Source organism: Brevibacillus reuszeri, from assembly GCF_002897295.1.
In the GTDB taxonomy this organism is placed as follows: Bacteria; Bacillota; Bacilli; order Brevibacillales; family Brevibacillaceae; genus Brevibacillus; species Brevibacillus reuszeri_A.
In genome coordinates, this window is the sequence record NZ_BEXF01000010.1 from 1 (window position 1) to 16,700 (window position 16,700).

Annotated in this window: 18 protein-coding genes; 2 read left to right on the plus strand and 16 right to left on the minus strand. The window is 47.9% G+C overall.

What is annotated here, in order from left to right; all coding sequences use genetic code 11:
* Nucleotides 1-169: 169 nt before the first annotated feature.
* The 7 genes from recG to C3B52_RS16780 form a co-directional block, all read right to left on the minus strand.
* Complete coding sequence (gene recG, locus C3B52_RS16750) at nucleotides 170-2,224, minus strand: ATP-dependent DNA helicase RecG (RefSeq protein ID WP_103107556.1); 2,055 nt, start codon at nucleotides 2,222-2,224, stop codon at nucleotides 170-172.
* The gene (gene sdaAA / locus C3B52_RS16755; protein ID WP_103107557.1) at nucleotides 2,224-3,108 is read right to left on the minus strand and encodes an L-serine ammonia-lyase, iron-sulfur-dependent, subunit alpha; all 885 of its coding nucleotides are present in this window, start codon (nucleotides 3,106-3,108) and stop codon (nucleotides 2,224-2,226) included. The genes recG and sdaAA overlap by 1 nt, the downstream gene beginning before the upstream one ends.
* Nucleotides 3,109-3,155: 47 nt before the next feature.
* Nucleotides 3,156-3,821: an L-serine ammonia-lyase, iron-sulfur-dependent subunit beta gene (sdaAB, locus tag C3B52_RS16760; protein WP_103107558.1), complete on the minus strand. Its 666-nt coding sequence runs from the start codon at nucleotides 3,819-3,821 to the stop codon at nucleotides 3,156-3,158.
* Nucleotides 3,822-4,096: 275 nt separating this feature from the next.
* Entirely contained in the window at nucleotides 4,097-4,768 is a 672-nt protein-coding gene (locus tag C3B52_RS16765; protein WP_103107559.1) for a hypothetical protein, read from the minus strand.
* A 103-nt stretch (nucleotides 4,769-4,871) separates the two neighbouring features.
* Nucleotides 4,872-5,729 carry a DegV family protein gene (locus C3B52_RS16770; protein WP_103107560.1) on the minus strand — a complete coding sequence of 286 codons (858 nt, stop codon included), beginning with the start codon at nucleotides 5,727-5,729 and terminating at the stop codon, nucleotides 4,872-4,874.
* A gap of 20 nt (nucleotides 5,730-5,749) precedes the next feature.
* On the minus strand, nucleotides 5,750-7,456 hold the full coding sequence (locus tag C3B52_RS16775; RefSeq protein WP_103107561.1) for a DAK2 domain-containing protein: 1,707 nt from the start codon (nucleotides 7,454-7,456) through the stop codon (nucleotides 5,750-5,752).
* Between the two features lie 13 nt (nucleotides 7,457-7,469).
* Nucleotides 7,470-7,835, minus strand: a complete 366-nt coding sequence (locus tag C3B52_RS16780; RefSeq protein ID WP_103107562.1) for an Asp23/Gls24 family envelope stress response protein — start codon at nucleotides 7,833-7,835, stop codon at nucleotides 7,470-7,472.
* Between the two features lie 307 nt (nucleotides 7,836-8,142).
* Between C3B52_RS16780 and rpmB the strand changes: the two genes are divergently transcribed.
* Complete coding sequence (gene rpmB / locus C3B52_RS16785; RefSeq protein ID WP_005831020.1) at nucleotides 8,143-8,331, plus strand: 50S ribosomal protein L28; 189 nt, start codon at nucleotides 8,143-8,145, stop codon at nucleotides 8,329-8,331.
* A 95-nt stretch (nucleotides 8,332-8,426) separates the two neighbouring features.
* On the opposite strand, the gene spoVM is transcribed toward rpmB, so the two are convergent.
* The 6 genes from spoVM to C3B52_RS16810 form a co-directional block, all read right to left on the minus strand.
* On the minus strand, nucleotides 8,427-8,510 hold the full coding sequence (gene spoVM, locus C3B52_RS16790; RefSeq protein WP_005831022.1) for a stage V sporulation protein SpoVM: 84 nt from the start codon (nucleotides 8,508-8,510) through the stop codon (nucleotides 8,427-8,429).
* A 107-nt stretch (nucleotides 8,511-8,617) separates the two neighbouring features.
* Nucleotides 8,618-8,788 (minus strand): hypothetical protein, encoded by a 171-nt coding sequence (locus C3B52_RS36495; RefSeq protein ID WP_164684820.1) that lies wholly within the window; start codon nucleotides 8,786-8,788, stop codon nucleotides 8,618-8,620.
* Nucleotides 8,789-8,967: 179 nt separating this feature from the next.
* Nucleotides 8,968-9,528, minus strand: coding sequence for an energy-coupled thiamine transporter ThiT (thiT, locus tag C3B52_RS16795; protein ID WP_103107563.1), 561 nt, complete (start codon nucleotides 9,526-9,528; stop codon nucleotides 8,968-8,970).
* A 136-nt stretch (nucleotides 9,529-9,664) separates the two neighbouring features.
* Nucleotides 9,665-10,387 carry an amino acid ABC transporter ATP-binding protein gene (locus tag C3B52_RS16800; protein WP_103107564.1) on the minus strand — a complete coding sequence of 241 codons (723 nt, stop codon included), beginning with the start codon at nucleotides 10,385-10,387 and terminating at the stop codon, nucleotides 9,665-9,667.
* Nucleotides 10,380-11,039 carry an amino acid ABC transporter permease gene (locus tag C3B52_RS16805; RefSeq protein WP_103107565.1) on the minus strand — a complete coding sequence of 220 codons (660 nt, stop codon included), beginning with the start codon at nucleotides 11,037-11,039 and terminating at the stop codon, nucleotides 10,380-10,382. Before C3B52_RS16805 ends, C3B52_RS16800 begins: the two co-directional genes overlap by 8 nt.
* A gap of 56 nt (nucleotides 11,040-11,095) precedes the next feature.
* Nucleotides 11,096-11,929, minus strand: coding sequence for a transporter substrate-binding domain-containing protein (locus C3B52_RS16810; RefSeq protein WP_103107566.1), 834 nt, complete (start codon nucleotides 11,927-11,929; stop codon nucleotides 11,096-11,098).
* 662 nt (nucleotides 11,930-12,591) lie between these two features.
* Here C3B52_RS16810 and C3B52_RS16815 point away from each other — a divergent pair.
* A complete protein-coding gene (locus C3B52_RS16815) occupies nucleotides 12,592-13,023 on the plus strand; it encodes an RDD family protein (RefSeq protein ID WP_103107567.1) in 432 nt (143 codons plus the stop codon).
* 138 nt (nucleotides 13,024-13,161) lie between these two features.
* On the opposite strand, the gene rpe is transcribed toward C3B52_RS16815, so the two are convergent.
* From rpe to pknB, 3 genes are read right to left on the minus strand one after another with little or no spacing between them, the layout of a single operon-like run.
* On the minus strand, nucleotides 13,162-13,809 hold the full coding sequence (gene rpe / locus C3B52_RS16820) for a ribulose-phosphate 3-epimerase (RefSeq protein WP_103107568.1): 648 nt from the start codon (nucleotides 13,807-13,809) through the stop codon (nucleotides 13,162-13,164).
* Nucleotides 13,803-14,693, minus strand: coding sequence for a ribosome small subunit-dependent GTPase A (rsgA, locus tag C3B52_RS16825; protein ID WP_103107569.1), 891 nt, complete (start codon nucleotides 14,691-14,693; stop codon nucleotides 13,803-13,805). The genes rpe and rsgA overlap by 7 nt, the downstream gene beginning before the upstream one ends.
* 19 nt (nucleotides 14,694-14,712) lie before the next feature.
* Nucleotides 14,713-16,695: a Stk1 family PASTA domain-containing Ser/Thr kinase gene (gene pknB / locus C3B52_RS16830; RefSeq protein ID WP_103107570.1), complete on the minus strand. Its 1,983-nt coding sequence runs from the start codon at nucleotides 16,693-16,695 to the stop codon at nucleotides 14,713-14,715.
* Between the last annotated feature and the right edge of the window lie 5 nt (nucleotides 16,696-16,700).

A 16,700-nucleotide genomic window follows, 5' to 3' on the forward strand; every position in this document is an offset into this window, starting at 1 on the left:
GTGTATGGCCCCAATGGAATATAGAGAACATCTCAAGACATCAGCAGCATAAACAAGACACCAACCATTTTTTGATTGGTGTCCAAGTTTTTGTTTTTTTACTGTCTACTTGACAGGGGGCACTTCATACTAGAAAGGTCTCTTCACTCTAATTGTATTTAGCCATGCGTTAGTCGAAAACAATCCCGTCGAGAACACCCTCACGCTTTAAGTAATCCCTCAGCCAATGGTAGTCTGGATTTCGCCAAAAGGAATTGTCAGCCACCAATCGTGCTGTCTCCTGTCTAGCTACCTCCAGAGCTTTGTAGTCGCTCAAAAGATCCGCGACCTTGAATTCAGGCAGACCACTTTGCTTGGTACCGAAGAAATCACCAGGCCCACGCAGCTCCAAATCGCGCTGGGAGAGCTCAAAACCGTCTGTAGTCTCACACATGACGCGCATCCGCTCTTTCCCAATCTCGGATTTTGGATCAGCGATCAGCACACAATACGATTGCTCGGAGCCCCGCCCTACACGACCACGCAGCTGGTGAAGCTGAGCCAGACCAAAGCGTTCTGCGTCATAAATCACCATATACGTCGCATTCGGCACGTTTACCCCGACCTCTACTACCGTCGTGGATACGAGAACCGCATGCTCCGCAGAGAGAAATGCTTGCATCACGGCATCTTTTTCCTTGGCAGGCAAGCGTCCATGCATGAGTCCCACACCAAACTCGGGAAAGACATGGGATAGCTGTGCATGTACATCAATTGCATTTTGTACGTCCAGCTTTTCCGATTCTTCGATTAATGGACAGATGACATATGCTTGTCGCCCTTTGCGCAGCTCGTCTCGCATTTGCTCCAGAACAGCTGGGAATTGATCATGCTTTTTCCACGTCGTCTCAATTGGCTTACGACCTGCGGGCATCTGGTCAATCGTCGATACATCCATATCGCCAAAAGCTGTGATCGCAAGCGTACGAGGGATCGGCGTCGCTGTCATGAACAAAACATCAGGTGCTAAGCCTTTGCTGCGCAGGATGCGCCGCTGCTCGACACCAAAGCGGTGCTGCTCATCCGTAATTACCAGGCCGAGACGTGAGAAAAACACGTCCTCTTGGATCAGCGCATGTGTCCCTACCACCACGTCAATCAAGCCCATTTGCAAGGAAGCAATGACCTCCCGCCTCCGCTTGGCTGTCAAAGAGCCGGACAACAGAGCTACTTGTATCCCGTAGTCAGATAGCAGAGCGGTCAGGGACTGCACATGCTGCTCCGCCAAAATTTCGGTCGGCACCATGAGCGCTCCCTGAAAACCAGCCTTTACAGCCGCAATCAGTGCGATCGCCGCTACTACGGTTTTACCCGAACCTACATCACCTTGCAGCAGCCGGTTCATGGCATGAGGAGAACGCATATCATCCAAAATTTCTTTGACGACTCGCTTCTGCGCATCCGTAAGGGGAAATGGCAGAGAGCTTACAAACTGACGCACCTCGTCCATCGGAATAGCAAGCGCCATTCCTTCCGTTTGCTGCCGATTGATGCGACGCAGTGTTTGCATTTTTAACTGGAATAAAAAAAGCTCCTCAAACATGATACGCCGCCGTGCTTGCCGCCCATCCTCCGCATTTACTGGAAAATGGATCGAATGAAAGGCATCCACTCGAGGCATCAGGCGGTAGCGCTCGACAATGTCCGCAGGCAAGATTTCAGGTACGTCCTTTCCATATTGCCGCAAAGCCTGTTGAATCGACTTGCGCAGCAAGGTATGGGTCACGTCTCCCCCCAACGGATAAATCGGGGCAAGCTCACCACGCTTGGTCGCACGCTCTGAATCTGCTTCTGTCATCTCACTGACAGTGATCTGCAGCTTATGCTTGTCCCATTTTCCGGTGATAAGAACTTCCTTACCCGGTGACAGTCTGCTTTTGATAAACGTCTGGTTAAACCAGACAGCGGTTACTACTACCCGGTCCATGACTACCTTGACAGAGATGCGTGATTTTCCTTTTCCGTAAAAACGAACAGAGGGTTCGCCGTACACCGTTCCCGCCAGCGTGACCCTCTCTCCATCTTTTACTTCTGTCAAATCACGCACGCGGTAGTCTTCATAGCGCGATGGGAAATACTCCAGTAAATCACCAATGCTATGAATTCCGAGTCCAGCAAAAGCTTTCGCCCGCTCCTCCCCTACCCCGTGCAAAAGGGAGACGGGCGCCAAATACGCCTCTGTCATTACTTCTCCATCCGTACGCCGAACACTTTGGCTTCGATCATACGGCCTGTCTGGGTTGCTGCCAATCCACCCTGTGCTGTTTCCTTCAGCGTATTCGGCATCGCACAGCCGATCCGATACATCGCTTCGATGACTTCATCTGTCGGAATGACGCTCTTGATTCCTGCCATCGCCATATCTGCTGCTACGGTTGCAATCGCCGCTCCCATCGCATTGCGTTTGACACATGGCACTTCCACCAGTCCAGCTACGGGGTCACAAACCAGACCGAGCATGTTTTTCATGGCAATCGCTACTGCCTGCGCAGATTCTTCCGGCGTACCGCCAGCTATTTCTACAATGGCTGCTGCTGCCATCGCTGTCGCAGAGCCTACCTCTGCCTGACAACCACCTGCTGCCCCTGATATAAAGGCATTATTGGCGATACAATAACCAATCGCACCAGCCGTGAACAAGTAATTGACCATCTCCTCACGACTTGGCTGGAGCTTGTCAGACACGGCAAACAACGTACCTGGTACGATCCCACAAGCACCTGCAGTAGGCGTAGCCACGATCGTTCCCATCGCTGCGTTTACTTCATTGACCGCAACAGACATGGAAACGGCATTGAGTAGAGTTGGCCCTGATAAAAAAGGCTTTGTCTTCATATATTCCTGCAGTTTTTTTGCATCGCCACCAGTAAGACCACTATGAGAACGAATATCTTCTGTCAAGCCGCGACGCACTGCTTTTTCCATTACATCCAGATTGGCATACATATCCTGCATGATGGCATCCCGCGTACGCTGGGAAACCTCCATCTCCGCTTCAATCATCACTTGGGAGATTTTTTTACCCTGTGATTCTGCCAATTCGACCAGTTCAGCCACATTGCGAAACATCTAGTTAGAGTCACTCCTCTTCATCACTGCCTAAGTGGGCACGAGAGCTAATTCAACGAAAGCAGGGATACATCAAATATATGAGGGATCTGCCGAATTTCCTCCAGCACCTCAGGCGAGATTGTCGAATCCGTCTCAATCGCCATCAACGCTCGTGAACCACGGTCATGTCTTGACACTTCCATGAGCCCTACGTTTATCCGATAGTGTGTCAGTACCTTTGCCACTGCTGCAATCATCCCGAAACGATCCTCATGCAAAACAAGCAAGGTAGGCGTATCAAAGCCTAGCTGCAAGTCGAAACCATTTACTTCCAATACCTCAATTTTTCCTCCACCGATGGAGACACCGACGATCTCAATCTGATGCTGGTCATCGGACAGCTTGATCCGTGCAGTATTAGGGTGCTCGGTTAGCACATCTGACGTCGTCAAAATAACTTCCAGTCCCGCTTTCTCAGCGAGCAGCAGCGAGTTTTTCAAACGCAGGTCAAACGTGTCAAAGTCAAGAATCCCGGCAACAGTGGCCACATCCGAGCCATGCCCTTGGTATGTCTTGGCAAACGAGCCATAGAATGTGATCTCGGCGCGCTTCGGCTGCCTTCCAAAGAGCTTCCGTGCTACCCGGCCAATCCGGGCTGCACCTGCGGTATGGGAACTGGATGGACCAACCATGATTGGGCCGATAATATCAAAAACACTTTTATATTTCAACCGGTTCTCCTCCTGAATCACAAGGGTTCAACAAGATTCACTCTCATTGTATCCTACAGGCAGATAATACGCTACATAGGAAAGTATGCTAGCTGTTTTTCCCCCGGCTTTTTGAAACAAAAACACTGCCTAGCCCTTTTCCCTACTGAATGTACCCTCAGCTCGGTTGCGTTTTTGCTGTATGAGAAGACAGGGCCTTAGATAAAGTATTTCCCGAGGTTGTCCTTATACGGGATGAAAAAAGCTCCCTTTCATGAAAAAGGGAGCAAAAATATTTACAGCTGTTCTACACCGATCGTAATTCCAGTGTCACCAGGATCTTTCATCTGCACGCGCGTAATAAACCATCCCTCATTACGATCCGTCTTCATTTTTTGGACAGTGACAACCGCCTTCCCCATACCATGCCAGTTGGAAGCAACTAGGTTGTAATCAAAGGTATATTGGGTCGTCGTGTCGTTTATTTGCTTGACCTCCAGCTTTTCCAATCCAGCCATATGCGGACTGGAGCCGCCCGTAACCCAGTAGTTATCCGAAAACTCCACCTGCGTTTTTTTCCGCAGCTCCGGAGAGAACACCGCATATTGCAGAGCGCCATTGCGCGTCTGGATTCCTTTTACCCAAGTATCGAGGGCCTCTTTTGGGGTGGTCGCCAGCAAAGCATCCTCCAAGCGCGTGACCTGATGGGATTGCATCGTTGATTCTGGCAATGTCACCCTCACCTCATGCTTGGCAAGATCGACGGTCGCCTTGCCATGAAATGCTTCCGCTAGCTTGTCTACTGGCACAAGCACATTGCCGTTATCCTGCTTGATGCCCAAATAGCTGTCAGCAAATGGCTGTTCATTGATAAATAAGTTCCATTTGCTTTCGGCAAGAGCAGAGCCTGCCAGCAGCATTGCCCCGAGCGCTGCTCCTGCAATCCATTTTGTACGTGTCTTCATCATCCACCATTCCTCTCTTCAAAAGTAAGACATGGTTAGGTGGAAAAAGGTTACAGACAAAGAAAAAACTTCCCCATTGCCAGGGAAGCTTTTGTCATTTCGTTCCTTACAAATCTTTTACCATCACAATTCCTAATAGACCAGGTCCAGTATGCGTACCAATGACCGGACCGATCTCTTCCAAATGGGCGTCTGTTACTTGAAACTCCTGCTTCAAGCGTTCCTGAATTTCTGCGGCCTGATCAGGAACACAGCTATGCAGGACGGCAATTTTGACAGGCTGGCCTTGAGCGTATTCCTGCAAGGTCTCAAAAACCTTGTTCAACGCCTTTTTCGTTCCGCGCACCTTGTCAAAAGCGCTGACATAACCAGCCGGATCGAGCGTCAAAATCGGTTTGATGTTAAGTAACGAACCGATGACTGCAGATGCACGTCCAATTCGGCCACCCTTTTGCAGAAACTCCAGCGTATCTACGATGAAGTAGACCTGTACCTCATCGAGATAGCGATCGATCATGTCTAAAATTTGTTCTTTATTTTTACCAGCCTGCGCCGCTTTTGCCGCATCTACACAAATCATTCCGTGCACATAAGACGCTTTACGGGAATCGATTACCGTGATATCGATGTTTTCTTCGAGCATTGACTTCGCAATCATCGCAGACTGGTACGTGCCGGAGAGTGAGCCCGACAGCAGAATGGCGATAATTTGTACGCCATCTCCATATTGCTCATGTATGGCTTTGTAGCTTTCTGCAAATTCAAGCGGAGACGGCTGCGAGGTAGTCGGCAGCATCGACGACTGCTTCAGCTTTTCAAAAAAGGCGGTTGAAGAGATGGTCACCCCGTCCTGATAGGTTTCCGATCCGAACATAACCTTCAGTGGAACGGCGACAATTCCTAATGATTGCCTCTCAGTTGCATCAATATCAGACGCACTGTCGGTAAGAATTACAATTGGCATTCACAAGGCTCCTCTCACAATTACTCGACAGAAAAAATAAATGGGTACAGCGGTTGACCGCCTTCCTGGATTTCCACTTCGACATCCGGATAGGCATCTTGAACAGTCGTTTGCAGCGCTTCTGCCTGTTCTTCTGTCGCTCCTTCTCCGAGGAAGATAGTCACGATCTCTGTTTCATCGTCGAGGAGCTGCTTGAGAAGTGTTGCAGCGGACTCCATCAGATCAGGACCAGCTGTTACAATTTCTTTTTCAGCGATGCCGATATAATCGCCTTCAGCAATCTCCACATCACCCATGCGTGTATCGCGAACCGCGTGGGTAACCATTCCCGTTTTCACCTGAGAAATTGCTTTTTCCATCGACTTCGCATTCGCCTCAAGCTCGGCATCTGCGTGGAAGGTGATCAGTGCAGCGAGCCCCTGTGGGATGCTCTTGCTTGGAATTACGGCAACAGGAATCGATGTCAAATCAGCAGCCTGCTGTGCAGCCATGATGATATTGCTATTGTTAGGCAGGATGATGATTTTCTCAGCATGCACGCTCTCAATTGCTTTTACGAAGTCCTCGGTGCTAGGGTTCATCGTTTGTCCGCCCTCGACTACCACATGCACACCCATACTCCGCAAAATCTTGGAGATACCCTCACCAGCTGCTACGGCGATCAATCCATACGGAAGCGCATCGCCTTTTGACTGCACGGCTACTTCAACAGACGGATTTGTTTTGCTCTCTTCAGCTTTCAGGATATTCGCATGCTGCTCCCGCATATTTTCGATCTTGAGTCGATGCAGGCTTCCAAACTGCTGAGCGTATTGAAGGACGCTACCTGGATGCTCGGCATGAATATGTACCTTGACGATCTCATCATCAGAGACAACAAGCAAGGAATCGCCCATCGTATCCAAATGCCCACGGAATAAGGCTTCAGAAAACGGCTTTTTGTTTGGCTCTGTGCTGTGAGCAATGTGAACCATGAACTCTGTACAATAGCCATATGTAATATCTTCGGTTTTCATGTGAATTTGCGCATGGTGCTGCTCAGAAATCAGCTTGTCCAGCTCTTCCTCAGCCATTGCCGGCTTCGACTCTTTTTTCAGCTCGCCCGGCACTTCTCCACGCAAGGCACGCAAGAATCCTTCATAAATAAACAGCAGACCTTGTCCACCTGAATCTACAACGCCTACCTCTTTTAAAACAGGCAGCATTTCTGGTGTACGCAAGAGAGTCGCCTGCGCCTGCTCATATGTTTTTTCCATGACAACGGCGATGTCATCTGACGTGCGCGCGGCACGAATCGCCATCTCAGCCGCCTCACGAGCCACAGTCAAAATTGTGCCTTCTACCGGCTTCATTACTGCCTGATAAGCCGAGTCGACGCCGGCCTTTAATGCGTCAGCAAACTGACGAGTCGTAATGACGTCTTTTCCATTAACAGATTTGCTGAAGCCACGGAACAACTGAGACAAGATTACACCGGAGTTACCACGCGCTCCCATCAGCAAGCCTTTTGCCAAAGTAGCAGATGCCTCTGTAATGCGTGGAGATTCCTTGCGAGTCAGCTCCTCCACACCTGATGACAGAGTCAGATTCATGTTTGTTCCCGTATCTCCGTCAGGCACAGGAAATACATTTAATCCATCTACCACCTTGACGTTTTCGGACAAAAGGCTTGCCCCTAGGTAAACCATTCGGCTAAACAGCTCGCCATCTAGACGCGTATGTACCAACTGATGTTCCTCCTTATGTATCTATGTCTGTGCGAACTCCCTGCACGAAAATATTAACGGCAGTTACATCGACCCCTACGGTTTGCTCCAGTGTGTAGCGCACACGTCGCTGTACATTACCTGCAACCTCGGAAATTTTCACGCCATAGCTGACGATGATATGCATGTCCAAAACTACTTCACCGTTTGTATTGTGTACAACGACACCTTTACTCAGGTTATCACGTCCGAGTAGCTCAGCGATTCCATCCTTCAACGCTTTGCGGGAAGCCATACCTACCAGCCCAAAGACTTCCATGGCCGCTCCCCCAGCAATCCGAGCGATTACGTCTTCTGTTACATCAATTTTTCCGAGAGGCGTACTCATTTCAACTGTCATGCAAGGTCTCCTCCTTTGTTTCCACACATACATATACGGCTGCACTTTCGACATAGTTACGACAAATTTGCCGCTAGTCTATGAAACAGCTTGACCGCTCTGGAAAGCGTAACCATGCTTCCTTCAATTCTACACTAACAAATATGAGAAATGAAGCGTTTTGTCGAAGCAGATCAGTATAGAAGAAAACAAGGCTTATCCGCTTGTCAAGTATTGCAATTGACAGCAATGGTGTGCTACTATAGTCGAGTATTTGTATTTCCCACAAGGAAATCCCGTTTAGATGTAACAAGGGAGGTGGATCGTAATGGCACGTCGTTGCTTTGTAACAGGTAAATCTGCTAAAGCTGGAAACGCTCGCTCCCACTCCATGCGCGCAACTCGCCGCACCTGGGGTGTTAACGTACAAAAAGTGCGCATTCTTGTAAATGGAAAACCGAAGCGCGTTTATGTAAGTACCCGAGCACTGAAATCCGGTCTCGTAACTCGCGTGTAGTTCTTGCTACGATGCGAAAAAAAGCACCCTCGAGGTGCTTTTTTGCATTTCCTGCTTTTGTTCACCCACTCCTTCAGGAGGCCGAGGTCGCGCCATCATTTTTTCTTATTGAAGGCCTCGATGATGCCGCGAATCATGCCACCCAGGAACTTCGGCAACTTGATGGTGTAAAACCGCATGCTACCCCTCCTCACCGAAATTACTTCCCGCGATACAAAACGGTCATGATCGTTTTGTTGACCGCAAGCAGTCACATCCACTTTAATGAAAAACGCCAAGACGTTTTTCACTTTAAAAACAACAAGCCCGCTCCTATGAGTGCCAATGCTAACAGGCTATACCAAACCCACGGAGGTGCCATGAAGAGCAAAATGGTGATTCCCCCGACAGCCAACAGAGCCCCGAGAACACGTCGCAAGGCGCCCCCCTGTCGCAGGCGATAGGAGCGCAATCCCATTTTATACCGCACCTCCTTCAGGTGTTCTCCCAATCGTGCATATTACATCATATTCTGCTGTCGGATAAACATGTATCCTGCCTGGCGAAAATGTAGACGCTGTTAGAAATAAAAAATCAGGCAACTCACTCGCTGCCTGAATAAAATATGTGAAACTATTGAAGATTATGCAAGTCCAATTACGCTAATCGATCGCGCGCCGGAAACAGCAAGGAAGAGGCACTTCCCAAAACAATGGTTAGGACTACACCCGAAATGATCATCTCTGGCAGCAGGTACGTAATATTGTAAACGAATGAGTACCAGGCTACAGGGGTTCCTTCTGGAGTATAATGACCAAACCAGACAATCCCGGAAATAAAATGGCACATGAATCTGCCGATAACTCCAATAAGCAAGCTGCTCCATAAAACCATGATTCGCTGTTTCTTTCCTTCGTAGCCAGAAAGACGTATGAGGCCAGACAGTCCCAGTGCTGCAAAAGCAAGCGGATAATCCAAAAGCAGCTGGATCGGATCTACGATCGTGCTGCCTAGCATCAGCTGCAAGAGGCCTACGATCGTCCCTGTGACGATCCCTGCTACTACCCCGCGACGCACGGCAATCAAAGCGATCGGGACCATTACAAGCGAAACAGAGCCGCCCTGCGGCATGTCAAAAACCTTGATCTGGCTAAATACAACAGCAAGAGCGGCCATCATCGCCATCTCCAGCAAAGTCAGTAATCGTTGTCGATCCAAAAAACTCACTCCTTATAAAACATCATGAATAATGAAAATAGAGCAATCATCTATCAAAGGTGATTCTAGCCCAAGTATATGGTGAAGTCAAAGAGAAAAGCCGCGGAAATAACACTCCGCGACTCTTTTTGCACACTTAGCGAACCTTTTCCAGAAACTGCTTGGCTCGCTCGCTTTTCGGATTTTGAAAAAACTCTTTGGGTGGTGTATCTTCCTGCAAACGTCCATCATCTAAAAACAAGATTCGATCCGATACCTCTTCAGCAAACCTCATTTCATGCGTCACAATCGCCATCGTCATCCCCGTATGCGCCAAGCCCTTCATAACCTCCAGCACTTCCTTTACCATCTCTGGATCGAGCGCAGAGGTCGGCTCATCGAATAGCATGATTTCCGGCTCCATGACCAATGATCGAGCGATTGCTACACGCTGCTTCTGACCACCGGACAAACGCGAAGGATAGACGCCTGCCTTGTCGGACAGCCCTACTCGTGCCAATAGCTCCTTCGCTTTTTTTTCAGCTTCGGACTTGGACATGCCTTTTACCTTGATCGGCGCGTAGGTCAAATTATTCAAGACAGTCATATGTGGAAACAAATGAAAATGCTGAAATACCATCCCGATTTGCTGGCGAATTCTCATGACATCTGCTTTGGGATCGGTAATCTCTGCTCCGTTGATCGCAATGCTCCCCGTCGTCGGAACCTCCAACAGATTCATACAGCGCAAAAGCGTCGATTTACCAGAGCCGGATGGTCCGATAATCGCAACCACTTCACCTTTTCCAATCTCGGTTGTAATTCCTTTTAATACGTCCAGTTGGCCAAACGATTTCGTAATGTTGTCTATCTTAATCACTGCGTCTCATCCTCCGTTCCACGACACGCGCTATCCAGGTCAGGAACATGACCATGACATAATACAGGACACCCGCGATGAGGTATGGCTCAAAGTAACGATAAATCGCCCCTTTGACGACGTTCGCATTTTGCAAAATATCCGCCAAGCCGATGGTGGAAACGAGAGCTGATTCTTTCAAGAGAGCAATTGTTTCATTCACAAGCGCAGGCAAAATATTTTTGATCCCTTGTGGCAGGATGATATCCAGCATCATTCGTCTGTAGGGAATCCCCAAGGCTTTTGCTGCTTCCCACTGCCCTTTATCGACGGCCAAAATCCCCCCGCGAATCGTCTCGGAGATGTACGCTGCTGAGTTCAACGTAAACGTCAAAACGGCTGCTTCCAGCTGTGAAATGTTGTAGCCTGTCAGTTGAGGGGTCGCAAAGTAAACAAAGGTGAGCTGCAAAATGAGCGGTGTGCCGCGAAATACAGAAGTATAGGCGACAGCTAGCCAGTTCAGCGGCCCGAACTTAGATATTTTAATAAGTGCAAGAATGGAACCCCAGATAAAACCAAGTACAACAGAAAGCAATGTGACCTGTAACGTGACCTTTATCCCTTCGAAAATGAAAGGGATATAGGGCACAATTTGTGCAAAATCCAAATTCATGCCCTTCCCCACTCCTTGCAAAAGTTGTTAATTCCTCATGCTGTGCGGAGGAGAAATTATTGTCCGAACCATTTTTGAATCAGCTTGTCCATTTCTCCGTTTTCCTGCATCTTTTTAATTACCTTGTTAAACTCCTCTACATGCTCCGAGCCTTTCGGGAAAGCGATCGCCGTACCAGTAGATTCTGCGGTTTCAATCGTAGCCAGCTGCAAGCCCTCGTTGTTTTCCACAAAGCCTTTTGCTACATGGTCTTCAATGATTGCCGCATCTACACGACCAGTCTTTACTTCCTCTACAATTTCACCGATTTTGTTCAGTGAAACAACCTGTAGCCCTTGTACGGTTTTAGCTGCATCTTTAGCAGTTGTTTCTTGTGTGGAGCCAAGCTGAACCGCTACCTTTTTGCCTGCCAGCTGATCAAGCTTGGTGACCCCGGAATCTTTTTTGGAAACAATCGTATTTCTCGCCTCATGATAAACGACGGAGAAATCAACATTCTTTTCGCGATCAGGTGTTGGGTTCATACCCGCCATCACGAAATCTGCACGTTTCGTTTGCAGGGCAGGAACGAGTCCGTCAAAATTCATGTCATTGATTTGCACTTCGTAGCCAAGCTCTTTTCCAATATATTTGGCGATGTCTACATCAAAGCCGACGATTTCATCTTTACCGCTCGTCAAATCGTGAAATTCATACGGCTTGAAATCGGCAGAGGTTGCCATCGTCAACGTTTTCGCTCCCCCAGTAGCTGGAGTCGTTTGCCCCTGTCCTGCTTGAGGCTGGCTTGGCTGTTGCCCAGCTCCGGACTGGTTGCCTGTTCCGCAGCCTGTCATGACTGCCATTGCCAAAAGAGAAGAAAGCGCCATCGAAAAGAAAGTATGTTTTTTCATGTTGAACCCCCATTGAAATTGAATTGCTGCAAAAGCTGTCATGCTTGCTTGAGATATTTTACACGACAACTTATATTTATGCATAGCAATGATTATTTTAAACAATAACTAGACAATTTCAACTGTTTTTTACCCTTATTTTAAATATCCAATATACAGAATTTTATACACAAATTGATTTTCATAAATGATTGATGGCTGTAGTATGTCCTGTTTTTTAATTCCTATCGTTTTTAAAACAAAGACCGGATTCACGGACACAAAAACTCATTCATGGCAAGAATAAAACATAGGTCATTAGAACTATTTTCGTTCGCATGAAATTTGTTTATCAGACTAGTTTTCATGACTAAAATTGTTGAAAAGAAATGATTTTTGCAATTTTTTCACTATTGACTTTATGGATTACACCATTAAACGATTTAGTTTACTGGTAAAATAGACCTATTGTTTTAGTGGGTTTATTTTCCTAAATAGTATTAATTGTATATAAAGCCTTGTGCTCCATGTTATTTCCCAGCTTGAAATCCGATTATTTCCATGCTTATAATGGATATGGCAAAACTTGGTTCCGTTATCTTTATAATGGAATCTTGTCTTGCTCTACTTTCGATTGGGCAGACATATATATATTCCTATCGAAAAAAGAAGGAGATGAGATGATGGAAAGTTTGGAAGTAACAAAACCGTTGCTTAGCAATCCTGTTGGCTTCTGGCGTCGCTTTGGAGCAGCTATCTTGGATGGCCTCATTATTGGTATACCATTATCAATTATTGCGTACTTGATCACAGGTGAAAATCAAGGACACTGGTCGACCAATACAATCTCGACCCTGTATACTCTGTTGCTACCGATCTTCTGGTATGGATATACCGTAGGGAAGAAAATCCTTGGCATTCGTATCGTAAAGGTGGACGGAGAGCCTGTAGGAATTGGAGCTATGCTGCTCCGCGTGCTTGTAGGGGGACTCATTTACGCTATTACTTTTGGACTTGCGGCAATTGCTAGTGCGATTATGGTTGGTGTTCGTCAAGACAAGCGAGCGATCCACGATTTGATTGCAGGTACTTACGTTACATCTGATCGACCGTAAGGCAGTTACTTTTACCAAAATGATGGTAGACCGGGAACGCTTTTGTTCTCGGTTTCTTTTTTGTTCCTGCGCACGGATCGGTAAACAAAAAAGCCATCGGTGCTCGGAAGCACCAAATGGCTTTGCTTGATTGAATCATTATCCTCGAACAGCTGCGATTGCTTGCGCTCGATCTGCTTGATTGAATACAGCATTTCCCGCTACAAGAACAGTCGCTCCCGCTTCCGTACACAGACGCGCTGTTTCGGCATTAACTCCGCCGTCAATTTCAATCTCAACGTGTCCCAAGCCACGCTCGTCCAGCATACGGCGCAGTTCTTTAATCTTCGGCACGACATTGTGAATAAACTTTTGTCCACCGAAGCCTGGATTGACAGTCATCAATAAGACCATATCCAGATCAGTCAGTACATGTTCAATCGTTGCCAGTGGAGTAGCAGGATTGAGAACAACGCCTGCCTTTACCCCTTGCTCCTTGATCAAGTACAGGGAACGGTGCAAATGGCGACATGCTTCCTGATGAACCGTAATCCAATCCGCTCCACTCTTAGCGAACTGCGGAATATACTGATCCGGGTCCTCAATCATGAGATGCACGTCAAGTGGCAGATTGGTTACCGGACGGATCGCATCTACAATCAACGGCCCGATTGTGATGTTCGGAACAAAATGCCCATCCATGACGTCGACGTGAATCCAATCCGCGCCTCCTTTTTCTACATCTCGAATCTCATCGCCCAAACGGGCAAAATCTGCTGACAGGATAGAAGGTGCGATTTTTACCATGGCTTGTTCCTCCGTTGATATTCTTTTAGCTCTTCACGAAATTGTTTATAGTTTTCATAGCGCTCCATGCAGAGCTCCCCTGCAGCCAGTGCTTCCTGTACTGCACAGGACGGTTCACTAACATGCAAGCAACCACGAAACTTGCATTCGGGGCTCAGGGCGGCGAAATCACGGAAGCAGTCAGCCAAATCCAGTTCAGTAAAATCCATAAACTCCAGTGAACTGAATCCAGGTGTATCTGCTACATATCCACCGCCATCCACCGGTATTAATTCAACATGACGTGTCGTGTGCTTTCCTCGCCCAAGCTTTTGACTGACATCGCCCGTTTGCAGGCTGACACCCGGGAAAAGCATGTTGATGAGCGATGATTTCCCCACACCGGACTGTCCGGCGAATACAGAGATTTTGTCATGCAAAATGTCACGTACTTCTTGCAGCCCCCGCTCCTGGACCGTCGATGTAGGTATGACGGTATAGCCGATCGCTTCATACTTTTTGACAATCTCAGCGACCTCATCCTCTGAGACATGGTCCGCTTTGGATAAAACGATCACAGAGTCGATCCCTGCACGTTCTGTGTGCACGAGAAACTTGTCCAAGAGCAGTGGACTAAACATCGGCTTGTACATTGAAAAAACGAGTACCGCTTGATCCACATTGGAAATGGGCGGACGGACCAGCTCACTGGTCCTCTCGCCCACCTCCATCACATAGCCTTCTTCCTCATTAATCGGATCATAGACGACCCAATCACCGACAAGCGGATTTACTTTGGCGTCTTTTTTCTTGAAAAGCCCTCGTGCACGGCAACTGTAGATGCGCCCTTCGTCGGCTACATAGTAGAAGCCACTCAGCGCTTTCACAATCCGTCCTTCTGGCATTCATGTCCCTCCACTATCCTTATGGCAAGCTACTATATGCTACTGGAATGGTTTGATACTCATTAAACTGGGTGTCGTTTGGTCGTTTAACCGTCGCAACGACCTTTCCGTCCTGTTGCGGAGAGAGAACCAATGGAACCCCGTATTCCTTGCTCTCTGCAATTTTTTCCTGGTATACGACCATATTTTTTCCGCGTGCATCTGTAACTTCGATCTTGATTTCAATTTCTTCACCCGGAACAACCTCGACGAAAACAGGTATATTCGGGAACTTGGCGTCAGCAGGATATTGTCCGTTACTTACTGTTAATGGTACAGAAACACCTCTTTGCACCGACATACCTGGATCGTAAGGATGAGTCGATAGCACAATGCCCTCTTTGTCAGTTATATAAGTAGGCTCTTTTTTAATTTCGCCTATTAAGAGTCCTTCCTTATACAGCTCAACTTGTGCAGCCTCTGTAGATTTGTTCCTAACATCAGGCATTTTGACGAAGCCTTTGCCTTTGCTGACAGTGATGGTTACCTTATCCTTTGTCGGATATACTTTGGCATTTGCTTCAGGTGACTGCTTGATAACCTGTCCTACCTCGGCCTGATCATCCGTCTCTTCCACAAAGGTGACATTTTCCAGCTTGAAGCCTGCTTGTTTCAAGGTGTCTTCTGCTGTCGAACGCGGCAAGGAAACGAGATTTGGCATGTCAATTTGTTCCTGCCCTTTGCTCACATAGATCGTCACGACAGCCTTTTCCTTCAGCTTCATCGTGGGCCCCGGATCCTGTCTGATGACTATTCCCTTTTCGATGGAGTCATTAGCCTCCTCGATGACCTGCGGGACGAGCTTGGCCTCCTCGATCTTTTTCGTGGCAAGAGATACAGGGGAGCCTTCCACTGGAGGAACCGATACTTCAGGTACAGATGGCACAAAATTCAACAGCAGATTGAAGCCGAAGAACGCGAGCACGAAGAACAGTCCAATCCCTGCTAACCAGAGAATCGTTTTTAGCCACCACTTCTTGGCTGGCTTCTCTTCTTCGCTGTCATTTTGCGGCTCTTGGCGCTTGCGCTGTCCTACACCTGTCCGACCGTTGGTGTTGCCCTCCATCATTTCCGGAGTAATGATGGGAACGACTCTTGTCATTTCATCATCCTCAGGAAAGATCAGCTTGTCTTCATGCAAGCGTTCTGGAAATAGGCAGGTCTCCAAATCTTCAAGCATTTCTCTTGCTGAAGAGTAGCGGAGAAACGGATCTTTGACGAGCGCCTTGAAAATGACGTTTTCCACACTTTGCGGGATTGCCGGGTTTACGGTACGCGGCTCGGGCAGCGGCTCCTGCAAATGCTTGAGTGCTACAGAGATTGGCGAATCTCCGGAAAAAGGAAGTTCACCTGTAACCATTTCATAAAGCACAATCCCCAGTGAGTACAGATCCGACTTTTCTCCTGTAATGCCGCCTCTGGCCTGCTCTGGAGAAAAATAATGAACCGACCCCAGCATTGCATTTGTATGTGTAATCGTGGCGGAGGTAACTGCTCGGGCAATCCCGAAGTCCGTTACTTTTACCCGCCCATTTTTTCCAATCATGATATTGTGCGGCTTGATGTCTCTGTGAATAATTTGGTTCTGATGCGCATGGTCGAGAGCATCGCAGATCTGTTCGGCAATTCTAACCGCTTCTTCAACAGGCAAAGCTCCCCGCTGAATGATGACTTCTTTTAACGTGTAGCCTTCTATGTACTCCATCACCATGTAATGGGTATCGCCTTCTTGGCCTACATCATAAACCCCCACCACATTGGGGTGAGACAAGCTTGCTACTGCCTGTGCTTCGCGCCGAAACCGATTCACAAAGTCTTCATCCGTGCAAAACTGCGAGCGCAGTACCTTGACGGCTACCGGACGATTCAAAATCAAATCTCTGGCCTTATACACAATAGCCATACCGCCCCCACCGACGCGGGATTCCAATTGGTACCGTCCTCCCAGTCGTTGACCTTCCATCTCTC